25 protein-coding genes and 1 riboswitch are annotated in these 26,212 nt (G+C 73.4%); of the genes, 7 read left to right on the top strand and 18 right to left on the bottom strand.

The window, feature by feature from the left end; all coding sequences use genetic code 11:
• Positions 1-40 precede the first annotated feature (40 nt).
• The 5 genes from I601_RS16115 to I601_RS16095 all read left to right on the top strand — a co-directional run bounded on the left by I601_RS16115 (position 41) and on the right by I601_RS16095 (position 7,980).
• A complete protein-coding gene (locus tag I601_RS16115; protein WP_068111931.1) occupies positions 41-1,216 on the top strand; it encodes an exonuclease SbcCD subunit D in 1,176 nt (391 codons plus the stop codon).
• The gene (locus tag I601_RS21895; protein WP_068111928.1) at positions 1,216-4,377 is read left to right on the top strand and encodes an AAA family ATPase; all 3,162 of its coding nucleotides are present in this window, start codon (positions 1,216-1,218) and stop codon (positions 4,375-4,377) included. The genes I601_RS16115 and I601_RS21895 overlap by 1 nt, the downstream gene beginning before the upstream one ends.
• Positions 4,374-5,915: a TldD/PmbA family protein gene (locus tag I601_RS16105; protein WP_068111926.1), complete on the top strand. Its 1,542-nt coding sequence runs from the start codon at positions 4,374-4,376 to the stop codon at positions 5,913-5,915. Before I601_RS21895 ends, I601_RS16105 begins: the two co-directional genes overlap by 4 nt.
• Complete coding sequence (locus I601_RS16100; RefSeq protein WP_068111923.1) at positions 5,915-7,324, top strand: metallopeptidase TldD-related protein; 1,410 nt, start codon at positions 5,915-5,917, stop codon at positions 7,322-7,324. Before I601_RS16105 ends, I601_RS16100 begins: the two co-directional genes overlap by 1 nt.
• Positions 7,325-7,437: 113 nt before the next feature.
• Positions 7,438-7,980 (top strand): hypothetical protein, encoded by a 543-nt coding sequence (locus I601_RS16095; protein ID WP_157520213.1) that lies wholly within the window; start codon positions 7,438-7,440, stop codon positions 7,978-7,980.
• A gap of 72 nt (positions 7,981-8,052) precedes the next feature.
• Here the strand turns inward: I601_RS16095 and gcvP are convergent, their stop codons facing one another.
• The 15 genes from gcvP to I601_RS16020 form a co-directional block, all read right to left on the bottom strand.
• Complete coding sequence (gene gcvP, locus I601_RS16090) at positions 8,053-10,932, bottom strand: aminomethyl-transferring glycine dehydrogenase (protein WP_068111918.1); 2,880 nt, start codon at positions 10,930-10,932, stop codon at positions 8,053-8,055.
• A gap of 73 nt (positions 10,933-11,005) precedes the next feature.
• Positions 11,006-11,114, bottom strand: a riboswitch (glycine riboswitch).
• Positions 11,115-11,163: 49 nt separating this feature from the next.
• The gene (locus tag I601_RS16085; RefSeq protein WP_068111915.1) at positions 11,164-11,763 is read right to left on the bottom strand and encodes a MerR family transcriptional regulator; all 600 of its coding nucleotides are present in this window, start codon (positions 11,761-11,763) and stop codon (positions 11,164-11,166) included.
• 201 nt (positions 11,764-11,964) lie between these two features.
• On the bottom strand, positions 11,965-12,438 hold the full coding sequence (locus tag I601_RS16080; protein WP_068111913.1) for a bifunctional nuclease family protein: 474 nt from the start codon (positions 12,436-12,438) through the stop codon (positions 11,965-11,967).
• A gap of 69 nt (positions 12,439-12,507) precedes the next feature.
• Positions 12,508-13,251: a transcriptional regulator FtsR gene (gene ftsR / locus I601_RS16075; RefSeq protein WP_472459105.1), complete on the bottom strand. Its 744-nt coding sequence runs from the start codon at positions 13,249-13,251 to the stop codon at positions 12,508-12,510.
• A 6-nt stretch (positions 13,252-13,257) separates the two neighbouring features.
• Entirely contained in the window at positions 13,258-13,797 is a 540-nt protein-coding gene (locus I601_RS16070; RefSeq protein WP_068111911.1) for an FHA domain-containing protein, read from the bottom strand.
• 152 nt (positions 13,798-13,949) lie between these two features.
• A complete protein-coding gene (gene gcvH, locus I601_RS16065) occupies positions 13,950-14,336 on the bottom strand; it encodes a glycine cleavage system protein GcvH (RefSeq protein ID WP_068111908.1) in 387 nt (128 codons plus the stop codon).
• Between the two features lie 60 nt (positions 14,337-14,396).
• Entirely contained in the window at positions 14,397-15,173 is a 777-nt protein-coding gene (locus I601_RS16060; protein ID WP_068111905.1) for a DUF881 domain-containing protein, read from the bottom strand.
• The gene (locus tag I601_RS16055; RefSeq protein ID WP_068111902.1) at positions 15,166-15,498 is read right to left on the bottom strand and encodes a small basic family protein; all 333 of its coding nucleotides are present in this window, start codon (positions 15,496-15,498) and stop codon (positions 15,166-15,168) included. Before I601_RS16055 ends, I601_RS16060 begins: the two co-directional genes overlap by 8 nt.
• A complete protein-coding gene (locus tag I601_RS16050; protein ID WP_068111900.1) occupies positions 15,495-16,343 on the bottom strand; it encodes a DUF881 domain-containing protein in 849 nt (282 codons plus the stop codon). Before I601_RS16050 ends, I601_RS16055 begins: the two co-directional genes overlap by 4 nt.
• Positions 16,344-16,368: 25 nt before the next feature.
• Positions 16,369-16,968, bottom strand: a complete 600-nt coding sequence (locus I601_RS16045; protein WP_068111898.1) for a CDP-alcohol phosphatidyltransferase family protein — start codon at positions 16,966-16,968, stop codon at positions 16,369-16,371.
• Positions 16,969-17,054: 86 nt separating this feature from the next.
• Positions 17,055-18,161, bottom strand: a complete 1,107-nt coding sequence (locus tag I601_RS16040; RefSeq protein ID WP_068111894.1) for a hemolysin family protein — start codon at positions 18,159-18,161, stop codon at positions 17,055-17,057.
• The gene (locus I601_RS16035; RefSeq protein ID WP_068111891.1) at positions 18,154-19,521 is read right to left on the bottom strand and encodes a hemolysin family protein; all 1,368 of its coding nucleotides are present in this window, start codon (positions 19,519-19,521) and stop codon (positions 18,154-18,156) included. Before I601_RS16035 ends, I601_RS16040 begins: the two co-directional genes overlap by 8 nt.
• Positions 19,522-19,706: 185 nt before the next feature.
• Complete coding sequence (locus tag I601_RS16030) at positions 19,707-20,531, bottom strand: spermidine synthase (protein ID WP_068115083.1); 825 nt, start codon at positions 20,529-20,531, stop codon at positions 19,707-19,709.
• Entirely contained in the window at positions 20,528-21,193 is a 666-nt protein-coding gene (locus tag I601_RS16025) for an N-acetyltransferase (protein WP_068111887.1), read from the bottom strand. Before I601_RS16025 ends, I601_RS16030 begins: the two co-directional genes overlap by 4 nt.
• A gap of 26 nt (positions 21,194-21,219) precedes the next feature.
• A complete protein-coding gene (locus tag I601_RS16020; protein ID WP_068111885.1) occupies positions 21,220-22,068 on the bottom strand; it encodes an alpha/beta fold hydrolase in 849 nt (282 codons plus the stop codon).
• Positions 22,069-22,226: 158 nt separating this feature from the next.
• Between I601_RS16020 and I601_RS16015 the strand changes: the two genes are divergently transcribed.
• Entirely contained in the window at positions 22,227-22,415 is a 189-nt protein-coding gene (locus I601_RS16015) for a hypothetical protein (protein WP_068111881.1), read from the top strand.
• Positions 22,416-22,469: 54 nt separating this feature from the next.
• Complete coding sequence (locus tag I601_RS21410; RefSeq protein WP_169834717.1) at positions 22,470-22,613, top strand: hypothetical protein; 144 nt, start codon at positions 22,470-22,472, stop codon at positions 22,611-22,613.
• Between the two features lie 565 nt (positions 22,614-23,178).
• Here the strand turns inward: I601_RS21410 and I601_RS16010 are convergent.
• From I601_RS16010 to I601_RS16000, 3 genes are all read right to left on the bottom strand, one after another.
• Positions 23,179-24,447, bottom strand: a complete 1,269-nt coding sequence (locus I601_RS16010) for a bifunctional alpha/beta hydrolase/OsmC family protein (protein ID WP_068111878.1) — start codon at positions 24,445-24,447, stop codon at positions 23,179-23,181.
• 91 nt (positions 24,448-24,538) lie between these two features.
• The gene (locus I601_RS16005) at positions 24,539-25,249 is read right to left on the bottom strand and encodes a flavodoxin family protein (RefSeq protein WP_068111875.1); all 711 of its coding nucleotides are present in this window, start codon (positions 25,247-25,249) and stop codon (positions 24,539-24,541) included.
• 48 nt (positions 25,250-25,297) lie between these two features.
• Entirely contained in the window at positions 25,298-26,203 is a 906-nt protein-coding gene (locus I601_RS16000) for a universal stress protein (RefSeq protein WP_068111871.1), read from the bottom strand.
• Positions 26,204-26,212 lie beyond the last annotated feature (9 nt).

The following is a 26,212-nucleotide window of genomic DNA, read 5'->3' as shown; positions in this document are numbered from 1 at the left end:
GACCACCTGCTTGTCGGTGGTCCCTCCTAGCGTCGGGGCCATGCGCATCCTGCACACCTCCGACTGGCACCTGGGCCGGTCGTTCCACCGCGAGGGGATGCTCACGCACCAGGCCGGCTACATCGACCACCTGCTCGAGGTCGTCGCCTCCGAGGAGGTCGACCTGGTGGTGGTCGCCGGGGACGTCTACGACCGGGCGCTGCCCCAGGTCGACGCGGTCCGGCTGGCCGACGACGCCCTGTCGCGGCTGGCGGCGTCGCGGGCGCGGGTCGTGGTGAGCAGCGGCAACCACGACTCGGCGCAGCGCCTGGGCTTCAGCTCCCGGCTCATCGACGCCGCCGGGGTCCACCTGCGCACCGATCCGGCCTCGGTGGGCACCCCGGTGGTGCTGGGCGACGCGCACGGCGAGGTGGTCGTGCACGCGCTGCCCTACCTCGATCCCGACGCGGTGCGGGAGCCGTGGGGCCTCGCCGTTCGCTCGCACGAGGCCGCGCTCTCCGAGGCGATGCGGCGGGTGCGCGTCGACCTGGCGGGTCGTCCGCGGGCCCGCTCGGTGGTGCTCGCGCACGCGTTCGTCGGTGGCTCGCTCGACGCGGTGCGCGCGAGCGACTCCGAGCGGGACATCAGCGTCGGGGGCGTCTCGCTGGTGCCCACCAACCTCTTCGACGGCATCGACTACACCGCCCTGGGCCACCTGCACGGTCGGCACGTGCTCGCGGACAGCGTGCGCTACTCCGGCTCGCCGCTGGCCTACTCCTTCTCCGAGGCCGACCACGTCAAGGGGTCCTGGCTGGTCGACCTGGACGCCGACGGCCTGCGCCGTGCCGAGTTCGTCGAGGCGCCGGTCCCCCGGGGGCTCGCCCGCCTCCGCGGCACCCTCGAGGAGCTGCTGGCCGACCCGGACCTGGAGCGCCACGAGCGGTCGTGGGTGCAGGTCAGCCTGACGGATGCCCAGCGCCCTGCCCAGGCGATGGACCAGCTGCGTCGCCGCTTCCCGCACACCATGGTGCTGGCCTTCGAGGGCCAGGTCCCCGGGCTCGGTGCGCTGCCCGCGCGGCCCAGCACCGGGCGCAGCGACCACGACGTGGTCACCGAGTTCGTGCGCACGGTGCGCGGCACCGGTGTCGACGACGACGAGGCGCTGCTCCTGCGCGCCGCCGTCGACGCGTGCTGCGAGGACACCACCGCCGACCCGGTCGAGCGGAGCGTGGGCTGATGCGGCTGCACCGCCTCGAGATCACGGCCTTCGGGCCCTTCGCAGGCACCGTCGAGGTCGACCTCGACCGGCTCTCGGAGGCCGGGCTCTTCCTGCTCACCGGTCCCACCGGCGCCGGCAAGACCAGCGTGCTCGACGCGGTGTGCTTCGCGCTGTACGGCGATGTTCCCGGTGACCGCGCCAGCGCCAAGCGCCTGCGCTGCGACCAGGCCGAGCCGGGGGTGGCCCCGCGCGTCGAGCTCGAGTTCACCCTGTCGGCCCGACGCTTCCGGCTGGTGCGCTCCCCCGCGTGGGAGCGCCCCAAGAAGCGCGGCACCGGCACGACCACCGAGCCCGCCCACGTCGTCCTGTCGGAGCGGCGCGAGGGAGAGTGGCAGGCCCTGTCGACCCGTCTCGACGAGACGGGCTACCTCGTCGGCGATCTCCTGGGGATGAACCTGGTCCAGTTCACCCAGGTGGCGATGCTGCCGCAGGGACGCTTCCAGGCGTTCCTGCGCGCTCGATCCGACGAACGGCACAAGCTGCTGCAGCAGCTCTTCCGCACCGGTCGCTTCGAGCAGGTCGAGGCCTGGCTGAAGGAGCGGCGCAGCCTCCTGCGCCGCACCTCCCAGGCCGCGGAGGAGCAGGTCGCCGACCTCGTCAGTCGACTCAGCGAGGTCGCCCTCGCCACCCTGCCCGGCCCTGGGTCCGGCCCTGGGTCCGGCCCTGGGTCCGGCGCCGCGCCCGACGACGCTGCGCCCGACGACGCTGTGCCCGACCTGGGCCTGCTGGCCGACGACGGCTCGCTGCTGGCCTGGGCCCGTGACCTCGCCGCGAGCACCGCCACCGAGCACGACGAGGCCGGCGCGGCTGTCGAGGTCGCGCTGGGCCACGAGCAGCAGACCGGCGAGACCCTGGAGCGGGCCCGCCACCGGGAACGGCTGCACGAGCGGGAGCAGCGCGCGCTGCGCGAGCAGCGCCTGCTGGCCGACGGTGCGCAGCAGCAGCTCGTGGACCAGCAGCGCCTCGAGGGGGCCCACCGGGCCGCGCGGGTCCAGCCACTGGCCCAGCTGGCCCGGCGGGCGGCCGAGCGGGTGCCGCCGCTGCGCGACCGGGTCGAGACCTGCCGGGTCTCCGCCGCCCGGGCGCTGGGGCCCGAGCAGCCGCTCGACGACGCTGCTGTGCTGCGGCGCAGCCACGACGACGCCCGGGCCGCGGTCACCACCCTGGGCACCCTGCGCCCCCGGGTGCGGCAGCTCGCCGAGGGCCGGGCCCGGCTGTCGACGCTGCTGGCCCGGCAGGAGGCCGACTCGGCCCTCGTAGACGACCTGGCGCAGGTCCTGGTCGAGTTGCCGCCCCAGGTCGCGGCCGCCCGCGACCGGGTCGCCGCGCTGCGCTCCGCAGCCGAGCGGGCCCCCGCCCTGCAGGAGGGCCTCGAGCTGGTCCGGACCCGGATGCACGCGCACGAGGAGGTCCGCACCCTCCTCCGGGCGGGCGAGAGCGCCCGGACCGAGTGGCTCGAGGCCCGCGAGGGCGCCGTCGCCGCGCACGAGCACCTGCTCGCGGTCCGCGAGGCTCGCATCGACTCGATGGCCGCCGAGCTCGCCGGCGCGCTGGCCGTCGGTTCCTGCTGCCCGGTCTGCGGCTCCGACGACCACCCCGCCAAGGCGGTGGCCGGCCCGGGCGCGGCGGACGCCGGCGCCGAGCGCGAGGCCCAGCGCCGCCTGGACGACGCCAAGGCCGAGGAGCACGTGCGCGCCACCCACCACCGCGACCTGTGCACCCGCCTCGAGGTCGCCCGCGCCCGCACCGGCGGTGTCGCCGCCGACGACCTGGCGGCCCGCGCCGCCACGCTGCGCGATCAGCTGGTCGAGGCCGAGGCCGCCGGGCGCGCCCTGCCGGGGGCCGCGCAGACGCTGACCGACCTCGAGGACCGCCTGACCAGGGCCGGCACCGAGCGCAGCAGCCTGGTGGCTGACGAGGCCCGGCGCGAGGCGACCCTCAGCGCCCTGCAGGACGACCTGGAGCGGCTCGACGACGAGGTCCGAGCCGTCCTGGACGATCTCACCCCCGACCAGCTCGTCCGCGATGTCGAGCACGAGGGGCTCGACGCGCTGCTGGAGACGCTCCTGCAGCTGCACGAGGCTCGCGCCAGCACCGCCCGGGCGTTGGACGCCGCCCTCGCGGACCTCCAGACGGCCCGCGAGGCAGCCGCGGCGGCGGACGCCGCCGCCCTGGACACCGCGCTCGAGCAGGGGTTCGCCGACGTGGGGGCCGCGGTGGCGGCGTACCTCGACGATGCGGGGGTGCGCACGCTGGAGCAGCGGACCAGCGAGCACGCCCGTCGAGTCGACCGGGCGCGCCAGGCCCTCGCCGAGGTCGCCACCGAGCGCCGCACGCTGGCGCCGGATCCGAACCCGGACGGCACCCCCTCGCCCGACGTCGACGCCCTGGCGACCCGGCACGAGGCCGCTCGTGCGGAGCTGGCCGCGGCCCGCTCCCGGGTCGCCACCCTGACCGCGCGCCGGACCCGACTCGACGGCCTGGTCACCGACCTCGACACCCGGCTGGCGGAGTGGGCGCCGATCCGGCGCGACCTCGCACTGACCAGCCGCCTCGGGGCGTTCGTCGAGGGCCGGTCCGCCGACAACCACCTGCAGATGCGGCTCTCGGCCTACGTGCTGGCCTACCGGCTCGCCCAGGTCGTGGCGGCCGCCAACGAGCGGCTGGCGCGGATGTCGGACCGCCGCTACAGCCTCGAGCACACCGCCCAGCGAGGTGCGGGCGAGACCCGGGGCGGCCTCAGCCTGCGGGTGCGCGACGACTGGTCCGGTGAGGCCCGTGACCCGGCCACCCTGTCGGGCGGCGAGACCTTCGTGGTCTCGTTGGCCCTCGCACTCGGGCTCGCCGACGTCATCACCGCCGAGGCGGGGGGCGCCGACCTCGACACCCTCTTCGTCGACGAGGGGTTCGGCTCGCTCGACGCCGACACCCTCGAGGACGTCATGGACACCCTCGACTCGCTGCGCGAGGGCGGGCGCGTCGTGGGCGTGGTCAGCCACGTGGCCGAGATGCGGGACCGGATCCCCACCCAGCTGCGGGTGGCGAAGTCCCGCTCCGGGTCGACCCTGGCCGTCACGAGCGCCGGCGGCGCGAGCGATCGATTAGGTTCGCTGTCATGAGCGGCACCCGCGTCGACCCGTCCTTCCTGGCCCTGCCCCACCGGCACCTCGGCGAGGTCGCCCTGGCTCGTGCCGGCGAGCTCGGGGCCACGCACGCGGACTTCCGCTTCGAGCGGGTGCGCTACCAGCACCTCGCAGCCCGCGACGGCGTGCTGCAGGCCGCCGACGACACCCAGGACATCGGGTTCGCGGTGCGCGTGGTCCACCACGGCGCGTGGGGCTTCGCCTCCGGCGTGGTGCTGACGCCGCAGGAGGCGCGCAGCGTCGCCGCGCGTGCGGTCGCGGTCGCCGAGGTCGCCGCCACCATGACCAGCACGCCCGTCGAGCTCGCACCGGAGCCGACGTACGACGACGTCACCTGGGTCTCCGACTACGAGATCGACCCCCTCGAGGTCCCCACGGCCGAGAAGGCCGCCGTGATCGTCGACTGGACCCGGCGGCTGCGCGAGCACCCCGGGGTCGAGCACGCCTCGGGCTTCGTCCTGGCGGTGCGGGAGAACAAGTACTACGCCGATCTGCACGGCACCCGCACCACCCAGCAGCGGGTGCGCATGCAGCCGGGCTTCGAGGCGATGGGCACCGGCGCCGGAGGCTTCGACTCGATGGCCTCGATCGCGGCCGCGGTGGGCCGCGGCTGGGAGTACGTCGTGGGGGGTTCGCCCGGAGCGGCCTGGGACTGGGACGCCGAGATCGCGGAGGTGCCGGGGCTGCTGGCCGAGAAGCTCGCCGCCCCCAGCGTCGAGGCCGGTCGCTACGACCTCGTGATCCACCCCTCCAACCTGTGGCTGACCATCCACGAGTCGATCGGTCACGCCACCGAGCTCGACCGGGCACTGGGCTACGAGGCGAACTACGCCGGCACCTCGTTCGCCACCTACGACCAGCTCGGCAGCCTGCGCTACGGATCGTCGGTGATGAACGTGACCGGCGACCGCACCACGGCGCACGGCCTGGCGAGCGTGGGCTACGACGACGAGGGCGTGCAGGCGCAGTCGTGGGACATCGTCTCCGACGGGGTGCTGGTCGGCTACCAACTCGACCGGTCGATGGCGGCCATGAAGCCCGAGCTCGCCGGCCCGGATCGTCCGTCGGGTCGGTCCAACGGCTGCGCGTACGCCGACTCCCCCGGCCACGTGCCGATCCAGCGGATGGCCAACGTGTCCCTGCAGCCTGACCCCGACGGCCCCAGCACCGAGGACCTGGTCAGCCGGGTCGAGCGCGGTCTGTACGTCGTCGGTGACCGGTCGTGGTCGATCGACATGCAGCGCTTCAACTTCCAGTTCACCGGCCAGCGCTTCCACCGCATCGTCGACGGCGAGCTGGCCGGCCAGGTGCGCGACGTCGCCTACCAGGCCACCACCACCGACTTCTGGGGCTCGCTCGAGGCCGTGGGTGGCCCGCAGACCTGGATGCTCGGAGGCGCCTTCAACTGCGGCAAGGCCCAGCCGGGGCAGGTCGCCTCGGTCAGCCACGGCTGCCCGACCTCGCTGTTCCGCGACGTGCGCATCCTGAACACCACCGAGGAGGCTGGTCACTGATGACCGCCCACCAGTCGCCCCGGGCGACCCCCCAGTCCCTGGTCGAGCAGGGACTGGCCGCCAGCATCTCCGACGACTGCGTGGTGATCGTGCGCGACGCCACCAGCGCCAACCTGCGTTGGGCCAACAACACCCTGACCACGAACGGCGTGATGCACGGCCTGCACGTCAGCGTCGTCTCCTTCGTGCGCGGCCCCGGCGGGACGGGCACCGGGACGGTGTCCTCGACCGCGACCACGCAGGCCCAGGTGACCGAGCTGGTCCGCGCCGCCGACGCCGCTGCCCGCGCGGCTGACCCGGCCGAGGACGCTGCCGAGCTGGTGCGCGACCGGGTCTCCCCCGACTGGTCCGACCCGGCCGAGCCGACCGACATCCACACCTACGACGTCCTCGCCCCCGCCCTGGGTGAGGTCTTCGGCCGGGCCCGGTCGCAGCAGCGGGTGCTCTACGGCTTCGTCAACCACGAGGTCACCACGACCTACCTCGGCTCGTCCACGGGGCTGCGGCTGCGGCACGTGCAGCCGACCGGTCACTACGGGTGCACCGGCAAGGACGCGGCGCTGTCGCAGAGCGCCTGGGTCGGCGGCGCCACCCGCGACTTCACCGACGTCGACGCGCTGGCCATGGACGACGTCGTCGCCCAGCGCCTCGCCTGGGGCGCCCGCGGGCGCCACGACCTGCCGGCGGGACGCTACGACACGATCCTGCCGCCCTCGTCGGTCGCCGACCTGATGATCTCGGCGTACTGGGCGAGCGGCGGCCGCGTGGCGCACGACGGCCAGTCCTTCTACAGCGTGCGCGGCGGCGGCACCCGGATCGGGGAGCGCATCGTCGCCCCCGGGGTGCACCTGTTCTCGGACCCCGCCCAGCCCGGCCTCGAGTGCGCACCGTTCCTCACCGCGGCGTCGTCCTCCAACGACGCCTCGGTCTTCGACAACGGTCTGGAGCTGGGTCGCACGGACTGGATCCGCGACGGCGAGCTGCGGGCCCTGACCCAGACCCGGCACTCCGCCGGGTTGAGCGGCCAGCCGGTGACGCCGTACGTCGACAACCTGGTGCTCGACGTCGAGGGGGCGACCGGCTCGGTCGACGACCTGGTCGCGGGCACCGAGCGCGGCCTGCTGCTGACCTGCCTGTGGTACATCCGCGAGGTCGACCCGCAGACGATGCTGCTCACCGGGCTGACCCGCGACGGCGTCTACCTGGTCGAGCACGGCGAGGTCGTGGGCCTGGTCAACAACTTCCGGTTCAACGAGAGCCCGGTCGACCTGCTGACCCGCTTCTCCCACGCCTCGGCCAGCGTGCCCAGCTTCAGCCGGGAGTGGGGCGACGACTACTTCAGCCGCACCGCCACCCCGGCGCTGCGGGTGCCGGACTTCCGCATGTCCAGCGTCTCCCAGGCCATGTGACCCGGTCGCGGGCCGGTGGCTCCCACAGGAGTGCAACCGACCCGGGCGCTGGTGCGTAGACACGCTGACACCCCGCCGACCGGGCGGGACACCACAGCGGAGGAAGCACCACCATGCGAGCAACGACCCACCCCACACCGACCATCCGAGCCGCGCTCGTGCTGGGCGCGACGGGCCTGGCCCTAGGCGGCGCCGTCGCTGCGCCGAGCGCCCACGCCGCCGGCGACCCCGGCACCACCACGACCCGCGAGGTCGGTCGGCTGCTGGAGTGCACCGGCACCTGGATGCGCCGACCGGTGATCGCGACCGTCTACGAGAACCGTGGTCTCGTCAACGAGGTCGTCGTGCAGGTGGGCGACGGCCCCCGCGAGGTGAGCGCCGCGGCCACCCGGGAGCGCCGCTTCGTCCGCGACGGGCGCGTGCGCGCCCGCCTCGACCTCGACGGACGCAGCGCCCGCCTGAGCGGCACCGCGGTCCGCAACGGCCAGCGCACCCCGGTGCACGAGGAGCGCGACCACGCCGGCGAGCACGTCGTCGTCGACGGTGTGCACCGCGGGCTCGACACCGAGCTCGCGCTCGTCTGGCGCGGTCGCGGCGCAGCACTGGAGTGCACCGGTTTCGCGTTCGACCTGCAGGTCACCCGCACGCCGGCGTGAGCGGCACCTCGGTCGTGCCCCTGGGCGTGTTCCACCGATCACGCCCGGGGGCACGACGCGGGGCACGAGCGCTCACTCGGCGAACGCCTCGAGCGGCGGGCAGGCGCACACCAGGTTGCGGTCGCCGTAGGCCTGGTCGATCCGGGCCACCGGCGGCCAGTACTTGTCGGGGTCGATGCCGGTCGGGAAGACACCGAGGTCTCGGGGGTAGTCGCGGTCCCACTCCCCCACCAGGCACCGAGCGGTGTGCGGAGCGCCCCGCAGCGGCGAGCGCTCCGGGCTCCAGTCGCCGGCTGCCACGCGGTCGATCTCACCCCGGATCGCGATCATCGCCTCGCAGAACCGGTCGATCTCGGCGAGGTCCTCGGACTCGGTCGGCTCGACCATCAGGGTGCCGGCCACCGGGAAGGACATCGTCGGGGCGTGGAAGCCGTAGTCCACGAGGCGCTTGGCCACGTCGTCGATGCTGACGCCGGTCTCCTTGGTCAGCCCCCGCACGTCCAGGATGCACTCGTGGGCGACCAGGTCGCTGTGCCCGCGGTAGAGCACCGGGTAGTGCTCGCCGAGCCGGGCGGCGACGTAGTTGGCCGAGAGCACCGCCGAGGCGGTGGCCCGGGTCAGTCCCTCCGCGCCCATCATCCGCACGTAGGCCCACGAGATCGGCAGGATCCCCGCCGAGCCGTACGGCGCCGCCGAGATCGGGCCGATGCCGGTGCGCTTGTCCGCCTCGGGGTGCATCGCGTGCGAGGGCAGGTACGGCGCGAGGTGGGCGCGCACGGCGACCGGCCCGACGCCCGGCCCGCCACCACCGTGGGGGATGCAGAACGTCTTGTGCAGGTTCAGGTGCGACACGTCGCCGCCGAACTCGCCAGGCTTGGCGTAGCCGAGGAGCGCGTTGAGGTTGGCCCCGTCGACGTAGACCTGGCCGCCGTGCTCGTGCACGACCCGGCACAGGTCGGTGATCGACTCCTCGTAGGCACCGTGCGTGGAGGGGTAGGTGACCATGATCGCGGCCAGCTCGTCGGCGTGCTTCTCGCACTGCGCCCGCAGGTCGTCGAGGTCGACCGACCCGTCGTCACCGGCCTTGACCACCACGACCCGCATCCCCGCCATCACCGCCGACGCGGCGTTGGTGCCGTGCGCGGAGCTCGGGATCAGGCAGACGTCCCGGGCGGTGTCGCCGTTCGCGTGGTGGTAGCCGCGGATGGCCAGCAGCCCGGCCAGCTCGCCCTGCGAGCCGGCGTTGGGCTGGATCGAGACCCGGTCGTAGCCGGTGACCTCGCCCAGCCAGGCCTCCAGCTGCGCGACGAGCTCGCGGTAGCCCTCGGCGTCCTGCGCCGGGGCGAAGGGGTGCAGGTCGGCGAACCCGGGCAGCGAGACCGGCTCCATCTCGGTGGTGGCGTTGAGCTTCATGGTGCAGGAGCCGAGCGGGATCATCCCCCGGTCCAGCGCGTAGTCTCGCGCGGAGAGCCGGCGCAGGTAGCGCAGCATCTGGGTCTCGCTGCGGTGCAGCGAGAACACCTCGTGGGTCAGGTACTCCGTCTCGCGGAGCAGCGCGGCCGGCAGCGCGTCCCCGGTGACCCGGTCGAGCGCCTCGAGCGAGTCGCCGTCGGGCGCCGCGGCGGTGAAGGCCTGGAGGACCCGGACCAGGCTGGAGGTGGTCGTGGTCTCGGAGGTGGAGACGCCCACGGTGTCGGCGTCGACCAGGCGCAGGTGCAGGCCCAGCTCGCGGGCCGTGTCGACGACCGCCTCGGCGCGGCCCGGCACCGGGACGGTGAGGGTGTCGAAGAAGCTCTCGTGCGCGACCGGGTGGCCGGCTTCGCCCAGGGCCGCGGCCAGGACGGCGGCGTACCGGTGGGTGCGCGTCGCGATCGCCCGCAGGCCGTCGGGACCGTGGTAGACGGCGTACATGGAGGCGACCACGGCCAGCAGCACCTGGGCGGTGCAGATGTTGGAGGTGGCCTTGTCACGACGGATGTGCTGCTCACGGGTCTGCAGGGCCAAGCGGTACGCCGGACGCCCCTCGGCGTCGACGGAGACCCCGACCAGCCGCCCGGGCAGGTGCCGCTCGAGGCCCGAGGCCACCGACATGAAGCCGGCGTGCGGGCCGCCGTAGAACAGCGGGACGCCGAAGCGCTGCGAGGAACCGATCACGACGTCAGCACCCATGGAGCCGGGCGACTCCACCAGGGTCAGCGCCAGCAGGTCGGCGGCCACCACCGCCAGTGCGCCACGCTCGTGGGTCGCCTCGATGATGGGGCGGGGGTCGAGGACCCGACCGGACGCACCGGGGTACTGCACCAGCACGCCGCACAGCTCGCCCTCGGGCAGGCCCGAGGCCAGATCGGCGACGACGACCTCGATGCCGAGCCCCTCGGCCCGGGTCCGGATCACGTCGATGGTCTGCGGCAGCGCGTCGGCGTCGACCACGAACGGCCCCTGGGCCTTGCGGTTGCCTCGACGCACCAGCGTCATCGCCTCCGCGGCCGCCGTGCCCTCGTCGAGGAGGGAGGCGTTGGCGGTGGGCAGACCGGTCAGGTCACCGACCACGGTCTGGAAGTTGATCAGCGCCTCGAGACGGCCCTGGGAGATCTCCGGCTGGTAGGGCGTGTAGGCGGTGTACCAGGCGGGATCCTCGAGCACGTTGCGCCGCACGACCGGCGGCGTGATCGTCGCGTGGTAGCCCAGCCCGATCATCGCCTCGGCCGGACGGTTCGCCGCCGCCAGGGCACGCAGCTCGCGGGCGGTCTCGGCCTCGCTGATCGGCGCAGGCAGGTCCAGGTCGCCGACCTGGCGGATCCCGCCCGGTACGGCGGCGTCCATCAGGTCCTCGAGCGAGGAGAAGCCGAGCCGGTCGAGCATGGTCGCGACGTCGTCGGGGCGTAGCCCGATGTGCCGGTCGACGAACGGCGACGCGGCGTCGAGCTGGGCGAGTGAGGGGTGGTCTGACACGGTGGCGGGCTCCTCGGGAGTGGTCGTCCGGGCGCCTCCCCCTCTGTCACACCACGCGGTGCTCCAGAGTTGCCTGGCCCACGCGGTCCTGGCGCCTGAGAGGTTCCGGGGAGGAATTGCCCCTTCGGCGCCCCGCAAGCCGCCGGGGTGGCCGGCTCCGGGGACTCTCCCGCACGGGATGGTCAGCAGGGGTCAATCTACTCCCTCGCTGCGCGAACCCCGCTCATCGGCTCAGCCGGCGTTGCGCGCGGCGCGACGTGCGGCGAGCTCGTCCGAGGCACCGGTCGTGGCAGCGGCGTCCGAGGTGCGCTCGCTGGGCAGCTCGGCGAGGGTGCCCTCGATCTCGCGCCACACACCGCCGATGGCGATGCCGAAGACGCCCTGGCCACCCTGGAGCAGGTCGATGACCTCGTCGTTGCTGGTGCACTCGTAGACGGAGGCGCCGTCGCTCATCAACGTCACTCGCGTCAGGTCGTCGGTGCCGCGCTCGTGCAGGTGCTGGACCGCGGCGCGGATCTGCTGCAACGAGATGCCGGCGTCGAGCAGCCGCTTGATGACCTTGAGGATCAGGATGTCGCGGAAGGAGTAGAGCCGCTGCGAACCGGACCCCTTGGCACCCCGCACGGTGGGCTCGACCAGGCCGGTGCGAGCCCAGTAGTCCAGCTGGCGGTAGGTGATGCCGGCGGCGCTGCACGCGGTGGGACCGCGGTAGCCGGTGTCGCTGGGAAGCGGCGAGACGTCGTCGGTGAAGAGGAGTCCCTGCTCATCGGCGGCCTCGGCCGCAGCGGCGGCCTCGCGGCTCGCCTGCAGCTCCTGCTCGTGCTCGTTCACGCGGTCCTCCGTGGGTCTACTCCGCTGGGACGTAACCCCCGGGGAAGGAGATGCAGGTGCCGGGGCAACCACAACGGTGGAGTTACAACGAAGACACTTCAAGGTAAGCCCCACGGCGACGGTGGTCAAAGACCCTCGTCGGTGTGTCGCAAACCCTCAACCTGAAGTTGAGGGTGAGGCTCTACCCAGGGACCGGGCCCCTCACTCCTGAGGTGCGTCGAAGTCCTCGGGCGTGACGTGGTCGAGGAACTCGCGGAACTTCTCGACCTCGTCCTCCTGCTCGGCCGGCACCGCGAGCCCGGCCTCGTCCAGGACCTCGTCCGAGCACACGATCCGGGTGCCGGTGCGCAGCGCCAGGGCGATCGAGTCGGAGGGGCGGGCGCTGATCTCGGTCCCGGAGCCCAGCACCAGCGTGGCGAAGAAGACGCCGTCACGGACGTCGGTGATGCGCACCTCGACCAGCTCGTTGCCGGTCGCCTCGAGGACGTCCTTGAGCAGGTCGTGGGTCAGCGGGCGTGGCGGGGTGACGCCCTGCTGGGCGAAGGCGATCGCGGTGGCCTCCACCGCCCCGATCCAGATGGGGAGGTACCGCTCCCCCGTCACCTCGCGCAGCAGCACGATCGGCTGGTTCGAGGGCATCTCGACCCGGACTCCCATGACATCTACTTCGCGCACACGATCACCTTACGCTGCTGGTCGTGAGCCGGGCCGGGGGTCGTGCCGGGAGGCCCGGGACCGCGCGTGTCAGGGCAGGCCGGCCTTGACCAGCGTGGCGTGCAGGCGCACCGAGAGCGCCGCGATCTCGGTGACCGCCTCGGCCGCCCGCGCCTTCGCGGAGGCGTCGCGCCCGCGTGCGAGCGGCGCCACGACCTGCGCGACCAGCCCGACCTCGCGGTCCGCGGCGGTCTTGAAGGCGCGCAGGTGGCGCGGCTCGAAGCCGAAGTCGGCCAGCTCGCGGGCGGTGCGGGCGATGACCAGTGCATCGGTGTCGTAGTGGCCGGTCCCCGGCTTGGCGGTGACCAGGCCGAACTGCTCGAGCTCGCCGAGCAGCTCCTCGGAGATCTCGGCGACCTTGAGCAGCTCGCGGCGCGAGAGCCGCAGGTCGTCGCGGCGGGCGAACGACGCCGCGCTGGGCAGCCCGTCAGCGGCCAGCGCCACCTGGGGCACGGTAGGCACGACCGGCTCGATCGGCGGCGGCTCCATGCCGCGGTCGATGGCGTCGAGGTGCTCGCCGATGACCTTCAGCGGGAGGTAGTGGTCGCGCTGCATCCGCAGCACGTAGCGCAGCCGCTGCACGTCGTCGGCGGAGAACTTGCGGTAGCCGGCGGGCGTGCGCTCGGGCTTGATGAGCCCCTTGTCCTCGAGGAACCGGATCTTGGGGATCGTGACCTGGGGGAAGTCGGGACGCAGCAGGTCGAGGACCTGCCCGATGTTCATCCGGGCGCGCGCACCTCCCGAGGCCGCGTCGACCTGGACCGGACCGGTCACCACGGCTCAGCTGCCCTCGTGCCCCGAGAAGAAGACGAGTCGGTACTTGCCGATCTGGACCTCGTCGCCGTCGCTGAGCTGCACCCGGTCGATGCGGTCGCGGTTGACGTAGGTGCCGTTGAGGCTGCCCGCGTCGCCGACGCTGAAGCTCGCGCCGGTGCGGTGGAACTCCGCGTGGCGGCGGGAGACGGTCACGTCGTCGAGGAAGATCTCGCTGTCGGGGTGCCGGCCGGCGGTCACCACGTCGGAGTCGAGGAGGAAGCGGCTTCCCGAGCCGGGGCCCTTCTGCACCACCAGGAGCGCGTGCCCCGAGGGAAGGGCGTCGACCGCCGCTGCATCCACGGCGGTGAGCTTGCGGTCGGAGGTCTCGACCCGACTGCCCTCGCCGGTGCCGGAGGCGGTCATCCCGATCGAGATCGTCGCGGTCGACTCCCCCGGGCCCTCGCCCGGGGCCGAGGGGTCCGCGCTCACCAGGCGGGTGCCGCACTGGGCGCAGAACCGGGCGTCGTCAGGGTTCTTGTTGCCACACGCGGTGCAGAACGGCATCGGTGACTCCTCCTTGACGACGGGCTCGACGGCGAGCGGTGGGCCGGCAGGACCGGCCCCAACCCTCACCACCGGGCGGAGGGTGACGGTTGCCCCGAAACCTATCAGTCCACGCGGCCGGGGCAAGCCCGGACGACGGAGCCGGGCGCCGCTCAGCCCTGGACCGATGCCTCGTAGGCCGCGGCGTCCATCAGGGCGTCGACGGCCGAGGCGTCGACGGGCACGACCTCGAACAGCCAGCCGCCGCCGTAGGGGTCGTTGTTGACCAGCTCGGGGGTCGCGTCCAGCGACTCGTTGCGGGCCACGACCTCGCCGGTGAGAGGTGCGTAGATGTCGCTGACGGACTTGGTCGACTCCAGCTCGCCGCAGGTGCTGCCGGCCTCCACGCTCTCGCCCACCTCGGGCAGGGACACGTAGACGATGTCGCCGAGCGCGTCCTGGGCGTACTGGGTGATGCCGATGCGCACCGACCCCTCGTGCTCACCGGGGCTGCGCACCCACTCGTGCTCGCTGGTGTAGGACAGGTCTGCGGGGTACATGCGGTCTCCTCGGGCTGGGTCCGGTCTGGGTCGGGGCTGGGTGCAGTGCTGACGACGTGGCTACTGGGCGTCCTGGGGTTGTGCGAAGTCGGGTTCGAGGGGATCGGCGACCACCTCGATGTCGACGGAGGCCAGCTCGGTGATCTCGACCTCCGCGCCCTCGTCCTGGAGATCCAGGCGGGGGCCGTCGAGGATGGTCATGGCGTTGCTGAGCGCCGACGGGGGGCCGATGACGTCGAACACGTACGGCCCGGTGAGGCTCACCCCGTCGACCTCGAGGCCGCCGACCACGTCGGTGAAGGCGCTCTGGGCGACCAGCCGCACCTGCCCGTTGACCTGGATCGCCTCGGCGCCGGCGACCCGCAGGCTCTGCACCATGTCGACGACCGTGTCGGCGTTGATCGGGGAGGTGACCTCGGTGATGGTGATCCGCACCCCTGGTCCGCGCACCGGCACCAGCCCGGCGAGGATCGCGAGCGTGTCGGCCTCGGACTGGGCCTGCTGCAGGGCGGTGCGCTGGTCGGCGGTGTCGGAGGCGAGCTGGTCCCGGGTCGTCTCGAGGCGCTCGATCTCCGCCCGGGCGCGCTGGCTGGTGCCGGCGAGACCGTCGAGGACCGCGATCAGGTCCTCGTCGCGGTAGCCGGCGTAGTCGTCGGCGATCTCGGTCGCGCGCACCTGCACCACCGCGGCGAAGGCGACCAGTGCCAGCAGCACCGCCACGACCAGCTGGTTGCGGCTCGGGGTGCGCAGGGCCCGCAGCAGCCGCGTGCGGCCGGTCTCCGGGGTCGGACCCGACCTACCGGCGTCGGGTCCGTGGTCGGGGCGCTCGTCAGGCATGGAAGAGGTGGCGCCGGATGGCGGCGGCGTTGGAGAAGATCCGGATGCCGAGCACCACCACGACACCGGTCGAGAGCTGGTTGCCCACGCCCAACTTGTCGCCGAGGAAGACGATGGCGGCTGCGATCACGACGTTGCTGACGAAGGAGATCACGAAGACCTTGTCGTCGAAGATGCCGTCGAGGTAGGCCCGGAGCCCGCCGAAGACCGCGTCGAGCGCGGCCACCACGGCGATGGGCAGGTAGTACTCCAGCGACGCCGGCACGTCGGGCTGCAGCACCAGCCCCAGGACGATGCCCACGAGCAGGCCGAGGGCAGCGATCATGGCGTCCCCTCCTCGGTCTCGGCGCGTGGCTCGCGCGACAGTTCTTCGGCGGACAGGAGCGTACGACGTCGGGCCGCGGGGATCTTCACGGAGGGGGCCGTCTCCTGCCGGTAGGAGAAGCCCAGCGCCTGGGCCACGTTGATCAGGCCGCTGCCGCTGGCGGTCTCCTGGAACCGGGCCAGCAGCGTCCGGCTGTCGCCGATCGCCGTCACGACGTACGGCGCGCTGATCGGCACCGAGTTGACGTTGACCACGACGCCGGAGTTGCGGATGGCGCTGACCGCGGTCAGGCGCTGGCCGTTGATGGCGATCGCCTCGGCCCCGGCGAGCCAGAGCCCGTTGGCGGCCTTCTGCAGGTCGATGTCACGGATCTCGTTCGCCCCGGCCTCGGGGTTCTCCAGGGTCAGGCGCACGCCCTCGCCCTGCAGCGGCAGGTAGCCGGTGCTGACCTGGAGGCGGCGTAGGCGGGCCTGTGCGTCGAGGGCGGTGTCGGTGAGGCGGGCGAGGTCCTCGGTGGCCAGCTGGTCCTCCTCCCGCAGCTCGACGATGCGGTCCTGCAGCTGCGAGACGGTCGCCCGTCGGTCCTGGACCCGCGAGACCAGGGTGTTGCGGCTGGCGCGGTTCTCGTCGGCGTCCTGCGCGGTCTGCACGGCCGCCGTGGTCACCAGGATGCCGAACACGGCCACCACGACCGCGGCGGTGCGGTGCGGCCGGGTGCGCGAGGAGGGCAGCTGACCACGCCCGCGCCGTTCGGCGACGTGCAGGTAGTCCTCGTCCAAGGACTGCTGGGTGATGAGCGTGAGCAGGGGCATCGTGACCCGGGCGGGCAGCTGCTCGGGAGCCACCTGAGGTGCCTGTCCCGGTGCAGGGTCAGGCATGGGAGACGCTCCGCCGCTCGGTGGTGGCCAGCAGACGCCTCACCTGCCAGGCGTAGAGCACTCCGGCCCACCAGTAGAGCCCGATGCCCCACAGCGCGAACGACCAGCCGAACACCTCGGCGAGGGTGGCCACGGCGCCGTCGCCGTCACCCAGGAGCAGCAGCGGGAAGGCGTAGAGCAGGTTGAAGGTCGCGGCCTTGCCCAGGAAGTGCACCGGCAGCGAGCTGTAGCCCCGGGTGCGCAGCAGCGGGACCAGACCCCACATCAGGGCGTCGCGCAGGGGCAGCGACACCGCCATCCACCACGGGATGACGTCGCGCAGCGCCAGCCCGACGACGACGGCCAGGATGTAGAGGCGGTCGGCGACCGGGTCGAGGATCTGGCCGAGCGCGGAGGTCTGGCCCCAGCGCCGGGCGAGCCAACCGTCGAGGAAGTCGGTGATGCCCGAGACCACGAGCAGCGCGAGCGCCCAGGCGTCCGCCTCGGGACCCAGCACCAGCCACAGGAACACCGGGACCCCGGCGAGCCGCACCGCGCTGAGCAGGTTGGGGAGCGTCCACACCCTCGTGCTGCGCCCAACGTCGTCCACCACAGCTGCCTGCACTCCACCGTCCGGGGGTCATCGGTCACCGGGCGAGCCGGCCAGCACACCCTAGACGAACGGCGGCTGCCGGCTCGTCAGGACACGGAGCCCGCGCCCCCGCGACCGGTCCCGTGCCCGGCCTCGGCGCCGGCCTCGGGCTGGTCGTCGTTGTGGGCGGCGTCGCGGATCTCCCCCACGAGCTCCTCGAGGACGTCCTCGAGGGTCGCCACGCCGAGGGTGACGCCCTCGGTGGTGACCACCCGGGCCATGTGGGCCCCACGCCGCTGCAGCTGCTCGAGCGCGGCGTGCAGCGCGTCGTCCGGGGTGACCGGCGCGAAGGGACGGATCCACTTGTCCTCGATGGGGCGCTCGCGGCGCTCCTCGTCCGGCTCCAGGACGTCCTTGATGTGCAGGTAGCCCACGAGCTCGCCGCCGTCGGCCTCGACCGGGAACCGGCTGAAGCCGGTGGCGGCGCACAGCGCCTCGACGTCGGCCGGGGTGGAGCCCCGCCGCACGGTCGTCAGGGTGTCGGGGGGCATCAGGACCGAGGTGACGTCCTTCTCGGTGAACCCGAGCGCGCCGGCGAGCCGGTCGTACTCGTCGGCCTCGATCAGACCCTCGCCGCGCGACTCCTCGACCAGGGCCGCGACCTCCTCGCGGGTGAAGGCCGAGCTGATCTCGTCCTTGGGCTCGACGCCCACCAGGCGCAGGGTCCGGTTGGCGATGGCGTTGAGCGCCACGATCACCGGCTTCAAGATGGTGACCACGAAGAGCATCGGCGGGCCGAGCACGAGCGCGGAGCGCTCGGGGCCGGCGATCGCGATGTTCTTGGGCACCATCTCGCCCAGGACGACGTGCAGGAACACCACGACGGCCAGGGCGATCATGAACGCGACCGGGTGCAGGAGCGCCTCGGGCACCCCCGCGCTCGCGAAGAGCGGCTCGATCAGGTGGGCCACCGCGGGCTCGCCGACGGCACCGAGGCCGACGGAGCAGATGGTGATGCCCAGCTGGGCGCCGGCCATCATCAACGACACGTTCTCCATGGCGTGCAGCGTCGTGCGCGCCACCCGGGAACCGGCCTGGGCCCTCGGCTCGATCTGGCTGCGGCGGGCGGAGATCAGGGCGAACTCCGCACCCACGAAGAAGGCGTTCAGCGCCAGCAGCCCGATGGCCACCAGCACCCCGGTGAGGTCACTCATGCTCGCTCGCCTCCGCGTCGGTCGTGTCGCCCTCGAGGAGACGCAGGGTCAGCCGGTCCACGCGCAGGCCGTCCATGTGCTCGACGGTGAGCACCGCGAGCTGCTCGCGCGGCTCGTCGGGGTCGGACCGGTCGGGGACGGGGATCTCGGCCAGGTCGCCGGCGACCGGGACCTTGCCGAGCACCTGCAGCACGAGCCCGGCGACGGTGTCGTACGCCTCGTCCTCGGGCAGCTCGATGCCGGTGAGGTCCTCGACCTCGTCGGGGCGCAGCAGGCCCGAGATCATCCAGGAGCCGTCGCGGCGCTGCCGGGCGCGGGAGCCCGATCGGTCGTGCTCGTCGGCGATGTCACCGACGATCTCCTCGACGACGTCCTCCAGGGTCACGATGCCGGCGTGGCCGCCGTACTCGTCGAGGACCACCGCCATCTGGAAGCCGTCCTCGCGCAGCAGCTGCAGGAGCGGGTCGAGGCGGAGCGAGTCAGGCACCACGATCGGCTTGGCCATGAGGTGCTTGACCTTCGTGGTGGGGCGCTCGTGGACGGGCAGCGCGACGGCGTTCTTGACGTGCACCGTGCCGACGACGATGTCCTCGTCGTCGAGCACCGGGAAGCGGGAGTGCCCGGTCTGGCGGGTCAGCTCGATGACGGCCGCCGCGCGGTCGTTGAGCTCCAGCGAGCGGGTACGCACCCGGGGCGTCATGATCTCGCCCGCGGTCCGGGTGCCGAACTCCACCGAGCGCTCCATCAGCTCCGCGGTGTCGGGGTCGAGCGTGCCCTCGTCGGCCGAGCGCTGGATCAACGACGCCAGCTCGGCGGAGCTGCGCGCCGAGCGCAGCTCCTCCTGCGGCTCGACGCCCAGGCGGCGGACCAGGGCGTTGGCAGCGCCGTTGAGGATCCGGATCGGGCCCTTGTTCACCCGGGTGAAGAACCGCATCGGTGCCTGGGTCGCCCGTGCGGTGGCCAGCGGCAGGGCGATCGCGAGGTTCTTGGGCACCAGCTCACCGAAGAGCATCGTCACGATCGTGCTGAGCGTCAGCGCCACGGCGAGCGCCACCGGCGTCACGGCACCGTCCGGGACGCCCAGTGCGGCCAGCGGCTCGTCGATGAGGTCGGCGATCGCGGGCTCGGAGAGGAAACCGATGCCCAGGTTGGTCAGCGTGATGCCCACCTGGGCGCCGGAGAGCTGGGTGGAGAGCGAGCGCAGGGCTCGTTGCACGCCGATCGCGCCCGCGTCGCCGTCGGCGGCCGCCTGGTCGACCTTGTTGCGGTCGACGGTGACGAGCGCGAACTCGGCGGCGACGAAGACGCCGCACGCGATCACGAGCAGGAGCGCTGCGAGGAGCAGCAGGGTGGCGGTCACGGGCGCTCTCCCCCGGTGGGACCCGCGACCAGGTCAGCGGACCGGTGCAGGTGCGGGGAGAGCAGGCGACTTTGGGAGCCGTCCATCAGGGGTGCTCGGTGTCCTTTGCGGTGAGGGCCAGATCGACGGCGAGTGTAACGGGCGGATGCTCGTGCCTCCCACCCCGCGGGCAGGCCCCGCGGCCCTCAGCCGTCCGCGCCCGCGCCCGTCACCACCCGCCACCGCGAGGTCGCGCCCGGTGACAGCCCCGCGTCGGTGCGCGGGCGGCCACCACCGAACGAGCTCGCGACGGCGACGTCGTCGAGCACCTTGTACGGCGCCGCGGCGCTGCGAGCGCGGGCGCTGAGGCCCGCACGAGGCACCGACTCGTGCCCCGCGACCACCAGGAGGTTGCCGGGACGCCGCGCTCGCAGCGTCGCCGGCTCGGCGCTGACCAGCACGTGGGGCAGGCGCTGGCGCACCGCGGCGAGCAGGTCACGCACCACCGGGAAGGGCGCCTGGTCGCTGACGTTGACCACGAGGAGTCCCCCCGGCGCGAGCACCCGCGCCGCCTCCGCTGCCGCCTCGGTGGTCATCAGCTCGGCCGGCACCCGGCCCTCGTCGAAGGCGTCGACGACCACGAGGTCGACCGCGTCGTCGCGCAGCGCAGCCAGCCCGACCCGCCCGTCCTGCTCCCGCACCCGCACGCCGCTGCGTCGGGGCAGCGGCAGCTCCTCGCGCACCCGCGCGGTCAGGGTGGCGTCCGGTTCGAGCACCACCTGCCACGACCCCGGCCGGGTCGCGGCGACGTACCGGGGCAGGGTCAGGCCGGCGCCACCGATGTGGAGCACCCGCAGCGGGACCCGTGCCGGAGCCTGGTGGTCCACGACGTCGGCGATGCGCCGCACGTAGTCGAACCCGAGGTGCTGCGGGTCGTCGAGGTCCACCAGCGACTGCTCGCGCCCGTCGATGAGGACGAGCCAGGCGTTCGGCCGATCCCCGGGCACGATCTCCACGTGCGGCCCGCTCATGGCGCGACCCCGCCCGGGGGGCGCCACATCGCCGTCGTGCTGCGGCCCGCGGGTCCGCGCACCGGACCCGTGACCCGCCACCCGAACCGCTCGTAGAAGGCGATGGTGGCGATCGACGACGACTCCAGGTGGGCGCCGGTCCCGTCGGCGTCGGCGACGCCCAGGCGGTGCTGCAGCAGCGCGGTGGCGGCACCCCGGGCGCCGGGCTCGGACCTCGAGGCCAGGTAGGACAGGTGCCAGTGCGGCTCGGTCGGGCGGGCGCGCCGGGAGGCCGCATCGGACCACGCCGCCGCGGGCACCCGCGCACCGAAGACCCGCACGGCACAGGCCAGCTCGCGCAGGCGCGACCGAGGAAGGCGCGACCGAGGAACCCCGAGCCGGCACCCGGCGCCTACGGCCGAACCCGGGCGGACGGGCGGGTGCCACCAGGCGACGGCGAGGATCCGGGCGTCCGCACCCGGGCCGGCCTCGGCGAGCGCCACCTCGGCCAGGCCGTGGCGCAAGGCGTCCTGCTCACCCACCACGGTGAACCAGCGGCGCAGTCGGGCCACCCGCTGGCGCGGGGGCACGAAGCTGGCCAGGTTGGTGCCGTCGGCGAAGGCCTCCGCCAGCAGGTCGGCCACCTCGGGGAGGTCACCGCGTCGCATGTCCCGGACCTGCATCCCGTGCCCCTCCCCCGCTCCCGCCCTCAGCACACCCGGCGCCGGATCTCCGCGGCCACCACCTCGGGGACCTCGTCCAGGCTCCAGTGCGAGACGCCGGGCAGCGGGACGAAGCGGTAGTCGGCCTGCACGTGCTCCCCGCACAGCCGGGCCGCCGCCGGGGCCGCCGCCTGGTCCTCCTCGCCCCAGATGTAGGTGGTCGGGACGTGCACGTCGGGCGTGCCGGACAGGTCCCGCATCGCGCGGTACCAGCCCAGGGCGGGGGTGAGCGCCCCATCGCGCATGAGCGCCACGTCACGCTGCACGTGGGCGATCGGCACCCGCCCGGCGTACACGTCGCGCAGCCCTGCGGCGTCGTCGGCGAGCAGCTGCTCCTCGGCGACGCCGGGACGGCGGAAGACCTTGAGGTACGCCGACCGGGACGCCTGCTCGGGGTCCTCCACCAGCGCGCGTCCGAACGCCGCGAGGTGCGGCACCGACAGGGCGGTCAGGGTGAGCAGCCGGTCGGGGTGGTGGGCGGCCAACCACCAGGCCACCGATGCACCCCAGTCGTGGCCCACCAGGTGGAAGCGCCCGAGGTCGAGGTCCTCGGCCAGGGCCAGCACGTCGCCGGCGAGCTCCTCGATGGCGTACGCCGCGACGTCGTCGGGCCGCGCCCCGGGCGAGTAGCCGCGCTGGTCGGGGGCCAGGAGCCGCAGCCCCGACCCGGCGAGGTGCTCGGCCACCCCGGCCCAGCTCGCCGCGCTCTGCGGGAAGCCGTGCAGCAGCACGACGGGCACACCGTCGACAGGGCCCCACTCGCGGACGTCGAGGACGAGGTCCCCGTGGGCGGTGGAGCGGTGCACCTCGTGGTGCCGACCCGGCGACTCGTCCATACCGACGAGCATGACAGTCCGAGCGGCGGACGGGCGGAGAAGGACCCCGCTCACCCTCTTGGACCGACTTCGCCGCCACGGGTTTAGACCCGGCACGCAGTGGTCAGAAGGTCCCTGACGCTGCGCCACCCGGCGCAGCGACGGGCGAGGAGGAGACGATGAGCACCGGCGCCACCGACCGGGAACCAGCGTTCCCCCTCGTCGACACCCCACCTGCTGGACCGCGTGCGTCCGCAGTCCCCACCGCGCACGAGCACGAGTGGGACCTGCGCGGCGTCGAGTTCGAGGGCGGGTCGAGCATCAGGCGCCTCGAGTGCACCCGGTGCGACCTCGTCTGGTTCAGCTGAGCAACCCGATGCGGGCGACCCACCGGCCGTCCCGCCACTCATGAAGGAGACCCCATGATCATCCTCGGACTCATCCTGCTGCTGATCGGCCTGCTGGCCAGCATCAACATCCTCACCATCATCGGCGGCGTCCTGCTCGTCGTCGGCCTGGTGCTGAACCTCGTCCCGATCGGCGGCACCCGCCGACGGGTCTTCTAGGACCACCCCGCGCTCCGGAGGGCGCCGCCGCCAGGTTCGACCTGGGGGCGGCGCCCTTCGCCGTCTCCGGCGGCAGACCCGGGGTCGCCTGCGGGGCGACCAGCAGGACGAGCAGCAGCAACCGCCACCCGGGAACGACGTCGACGACCAGCAACCCGGCGAGGAGCACCCCTGCCCCGGTGGCGATGCACACCGCCGCGCGGCGCGGCGACACGACGTCGTACGCCGCGCGCACCAGGTCGGCGGCACCTGACCGCGGACCTGGACATGCCCTCGGCCGCTGCGATGTCGCTCTGGGTAACCCCCCGCAGCGAAGCGGCCAGGAGCCGCAGGCCACGGTCACCGAGGCGGTCGACCAGGGCGTCGCGGGTCAGCAGGAAGGCGTCGACCTGGGCCTGGCCGGGCCCGCAGGACCAGGTGCGGGCGCCGGAGCGCCTGGGTCGGGCGCGGGGCGACGTCGACCTCGTCGAGCACCTCGGCGAGGCGGCGCTGGACCCCGGCGCGGTCGGAGAGCCCGCGTGAGCCGACCATGTCGCCGATGAGCGTGACCACCTGAACCACTAGTTCAGTCCATAGGTTGACTTCGCCCGAGTTGAGCCTGTTCTGCGAGCACCGAGGTGATCGTGAGGCCCTCGGTGATGGTCCGGTGCACCGGGCAGCGGTCGGCGATCTCCAGCAGCCGCCGCCGGGCGTCGTCATCGAGGTCGCCGACCAGGGTGATGACCCGGTGGATCCCCTCGACCCGGCACGGGTCCTCGCCCTCGCGACCGACCGCGGCGCAGTCGTCGGGATGGTTGCGGCGGTGGGTCAGGCGCACCGACACGTGCTCCAGCGCGAGCTTCTTGCGACGGGCGTACATCCGCAGCGTCATCGAGGTGCACGCCCCGAGCGCCGAGAGCAGCAGGTCGTACGGCGTCGGCCCCGTGTCGTCGCCCACCCCGACGGGCTCGTCGGCACGCCAGGTGTGCCGACCGGCCTGCACCGACTGGGCGAGCCAGCCACCCGCGGTCTCCTCGACCAGCACGGTGCCGCCGGGCTCGTCGGGCTCCTCGGCGGTCGCGGGCGCCGGCTCGGGCAGGTAGCGCGCGGCCCACACCGACAGCAGGTCGGCGACGTACTCCGCGTCGCGTGGGCGGGTCAGCAGGTGGTCGGCGTCGTCCAGGGTGACGAAGCTCTTGGGGTGCCGGGCCGCGTCGTAGATCTGCCGGGCGTTGTCGACCCCGACCTGCTGGTCGATCGGCGAGTGCAGGACCAGCAGGGCCCGCTTCAGGTCTCCGAGCACCGGCCCGAGACGCTGCGCCGAGACGTCCTCGAGCAGCTGCGCGCCGATCGTGAACGTGCGGCCGGCCAGCACCACCTCGGCGGCACCGTCCCGCTCGATGCGGGCGCGGGCGTCCTCGTCGAAGAGACCCAGCACGTGCCCCGGGTCGAACGGCGCCCCGATCGTGGCGACCGCAGTCACGGCGGGCAGGCGCGACGCCGCGGCGATCACCGCCGCGCCGCCCAGGCTGTGCCCGACCAGCAGCTGCGGTGCACGGTGGCGGGTCTCCAGCGCAGCCGCGGCCGCGACGAGGTCGTCGACGTTGGAGGTGAAGCTGGTGTTGGCGAACTCGCCGTCGCTGCCACCGAGCCCGGTGAAGTCGAACCGCAGCACCCCGTAGCCGCGCTCGACGAGGCCACGGCTGATCCGCGAGGCCGCCACGACGTCCTTCGAGCAGGTGAAGCAGTGCGCGAAGAGCGCCACCGCCCGCGGCTCCCCCTCGGGCAGGTCCAGGCGTCCCGCGAGGTCGTGGCCGTCGGAGCCGGTGAAGGTGAACTTCTCGGACCTGGTCATGGCAGAACCCTAGCCACGGCCCCGGCCGCTCCGGCGCCCCGTCCGCCCGGCCTGGACGGCCTGGACGGCAAGGACGGTGTGGACGGTCCGCTCAGCGGTACTCGGGGTTCTCGTAGTCGAAGCGGGCCCCGTCGTCCCAGGCCGGGCGCTGGTTGCCGTAGGACGGCAGCCCGCCGGCCTGCTGGAGCATCCGTGCGGTGTGCAGGAGGTTCCAGGTCATGAAGGTGGTGTTGCGGTTCGTGAAGTCGTTCTCCGGTCCCCCGCTTCCCTCGTCGAGGTACGACGGCCCCGGGCCGGCCTCGCCGATCCAACCGGCGTCGGCCTGCGGGGGGATCGTGTAGCCGAGGTGTCCCAGGGAGTAGAGGACGTTCTGGGCGCAGTGCTTGATGCCGTCCTCGTTGCCGGTGATCAGGCACCCGCCGACCCGGCCGTAGAAGATCGACTGCCCCTGGTCGTTGAGCATGCCGCTCTGGGCGTAGAGCCGCTCGATGACCCGCTTGGTGACGCTGGAGTTGTCACCGAGCCAGATCGGTCCGCCGATGACCAGGATGTCGCTGGCCAGGACCCGGGGCCAGATCTCGGGCCACTCGTCGCTGCTCCACCCGTGCTCGGTCATGTCGGGGTACACACCGGTGGCGATGTCGTGGTCGACGGCGCGCAGCACCTCGACCTCCACGCCGTGCTTGCGCATCACGTCGGCGCTGGCCTCGATGAGGCCGCCGGTGTGGCTGACGTCCGGGCTGCGCTTCAGGGTGCAGTTCACGAACATCGCGCGCAGGCCGGAGAAGTCGAGGTCGGTCATGGAGCCACCGTCGCATCCCCGCCGCCGCTGCGCCACCACCCGCCCCTCTCAGTCCGAGGGGTGCGGGTCCACCAACAGGACGGGGCACTGGGCGTCGCGCAGCACCGCGCCCGTGACCGGCCCGACGTGCGACCCGAGCGGGAACCACGGGTCGTGCTTGCCCAGCACCAGCAGGTGGGCGGTGCGGCTCGCCTCGACCAGCTGCTCCGCAGCGGGCTGCGGCGGTGTGTGCACCTCGATGTGGAGGTCGTCGAAGTCGACCCCGAGTCCGTCGAGCTGCGCACGGATCTCCCCTGCTCCGGCCTCGGCGAGCTCCTTGCCGACCTCCTCGGCCAGCTGGGGGTCGTCGTAGAGACCGGGCACCCCCCAGGCGTGCACCAGGTCGAGCCGTGCCCCGTGCGTGCGCGCCGCCGCCACAGCGGCGCGGAGCACCTCCACGGAGCGCTCCGGCTCGTCCACGCCAGCGGTCACCACCCGATCGACGCCACCCACCGCCGGGGCGATCCCGGCGGTCCACGAGGCCGGCACGGACACCAACGGCAGGCGCAGCCGCGCGGCCAACCCGCCGGTCGTCGAGCGCGAGACCAGCCGGCGCACGCGCGAGAGGTCGCGGTGCTGCACCACCACCATCCGGACATCACCGATCTGCTCGACCGCGGTGACGAGCTCGTGCACCACGGTGCCGATGAGCAGGCTCGCGGTGACCCTGGGGCCGTCCCCCGCGAGCTCGCGGGCCAGGTCGAGGGCCCGGCGCAGGGTGTGCCGCCCCCGGTCCTCCACATCCACGGACTGCACCCGGACCAGCTCGGAGCCCTGGGGCAGGGAGTGGACGACGTGCACCAGGTGTACCCCGCACCCCAGCCGCTCGGCCTCGGCGACGGCGTAGGACAGGGCGGCGTCGGCGGGCTGGTCCCCCACGGCGACGACGACGGGGCGCGGATCGGGTTGGCTCATCGGGATTCC

The organism is Nocardioides dokdonensis FR1436 (genome assembly GCF_001653335.1).
Taxonomy (GTDB): domain Bacteria; phylum Actinomycetota; class Actinomycetes; order Propionibacteriales; family Nocardioidaceae; genus Nocardioides; species Nocardioides dokdonensis.
This window is presented reverse-complemented; position numbering and strand designations above follow the sequence as displayed.

What these genes read in the sequence shown, in the direction of transcription:
- gcvH (WP_068111908.1), bottom strand. Translation starts at nt 14,336, where the DNA reads ATGTACCCCGCAGACCTGTCCTACACCAGCGAGCACGAGTGGGTGCGC.
- I601_RS16015 (WP_068111881.1), top strand. Translation starts at nt 22,227, where the DNA reads ATGAGCACCGGCGCCACCGACCGGGAACCAGCGTTCCCCCTCGTCGAC.
- I601_RS16115 (WP_068111931.1), top strand. Translation starts at nt 41, where the DNA reads ATGCGCATCCTGCACACCTCCGACTGGCACCTGGGCCGGTCGTTCCAC.
- I601_RS16030 (WP_068115083.1), bottom strand. Translation starts at nt 20,531, where the DNA reads ATGAGCGGGCCGCACGTGGAGATCGTGCCCGGGGATCGGCCGAACGCC.
- I601_RS16005 (WP_068111875.1), bottom strand. Translation starts at nt 25,249, where the DNA reads ATGACCGACCTCGACTTCTCCGGCCTGCGCGCGATGTTCGTGAACTGC.
- I601_RS16040 (WP_068111894.1), bottom strand. Translation starts at nt 18,161, where the DNA reads ATGAGTGACCTCACCGGGGTGCTGGTGGCCATCGGGCTGCTGGCGCTG.
- I601_RS16010 (WP_068111878.1), bottom strand. Translation starts at nt 24,447, where the DNA reads ATGACCAGGTCCGAGAAGTTCACCTTCACCGGCTCCGACGGCCACGAC.
- I601_RS16020 (WP_068111885.1), bottom strand. Translation starts at nt 22,068, where the DNA reads ATGGACGAGTCGCCGGGTCGGCACCACGAGGTGCACCGCTCCACCGCC.
- I601_RS16055 (WP_068111902.1), bottom strand. Translation starts at nt 15,498, where the DNA reads ATGATCGCTGCCCTCGGCCTGCTCGTGGGCATCGTCCTGGGGCTGGTG.
- I601_RS16095 (WP_157520213.1), top strand. Translation starts at nt 7,438, where the DNA reads ATGCGAGCAACGACCCACCCCACACCGACCATCCGAGCCGCGCTCGTG.
- I601_RS16060 (WP_068111905.1), bottom strand. Translation starts at nt 15,173, where the DNA reads ATGCCTGACGAGCGCCCCGACCACGGACCCGACGCCGGTAGGTCGGGT.
- I601_RS16105 (WP_068111926.1), top strand. Translation starts at nt 4,374, where the DNA reads ATGAGCGGCACCCGCGTCGACCCGTCCTTCCTGGCCCTGCCCCACCGG.
- I601_RS21895 (WP_068111928.1), top strand. Translation starts at nt 1,216, where the DNA reads ATGCGGCTGCACCGCCTCGAGATCACGGCCTTCGGGCCCTTCGCAGGC.
- I601_RS16025 (WP_068111887.1), bottom strand. Translation starts at nt 21,193, where the DNA reads ATGCAGGTCCGGGACATGCGACGCGGTGACCTCCCCGAGGTGGCCGAC.
- I601_RS16100 (WP_068111923.1), top strand. Translation starts at nt 5,915, where the DNA reads ATGACCGCCCACCAGTCGCCCCGGGCGACCCCCCAGTCCCTGGTCGAG.
- I601_RS21410 (WP_169834717.1), top strand. Translation starts at nt 22,470, where the DNA reads ATGATCATCCTCGGACTCATCCTGCTGCTGATCGGCCTGCTGGCCAGC.
- I601_RS16070 (WP_068111911.1), bottom strand. Translation starts at nt 13,797, where the DNA reads ATGCCGTTCTGCACCGCGTGTGGCAACAAGAACCCTGACGACGCCCGG.
- I601_RS16000 (WP_068111871.1), bottom strand. Translation starts at nt 26,203, where the DNA reads ATGAGCCAACCCGATCCGCGCCCCGTCGTCGTCGCCGTGGGGGACCAG.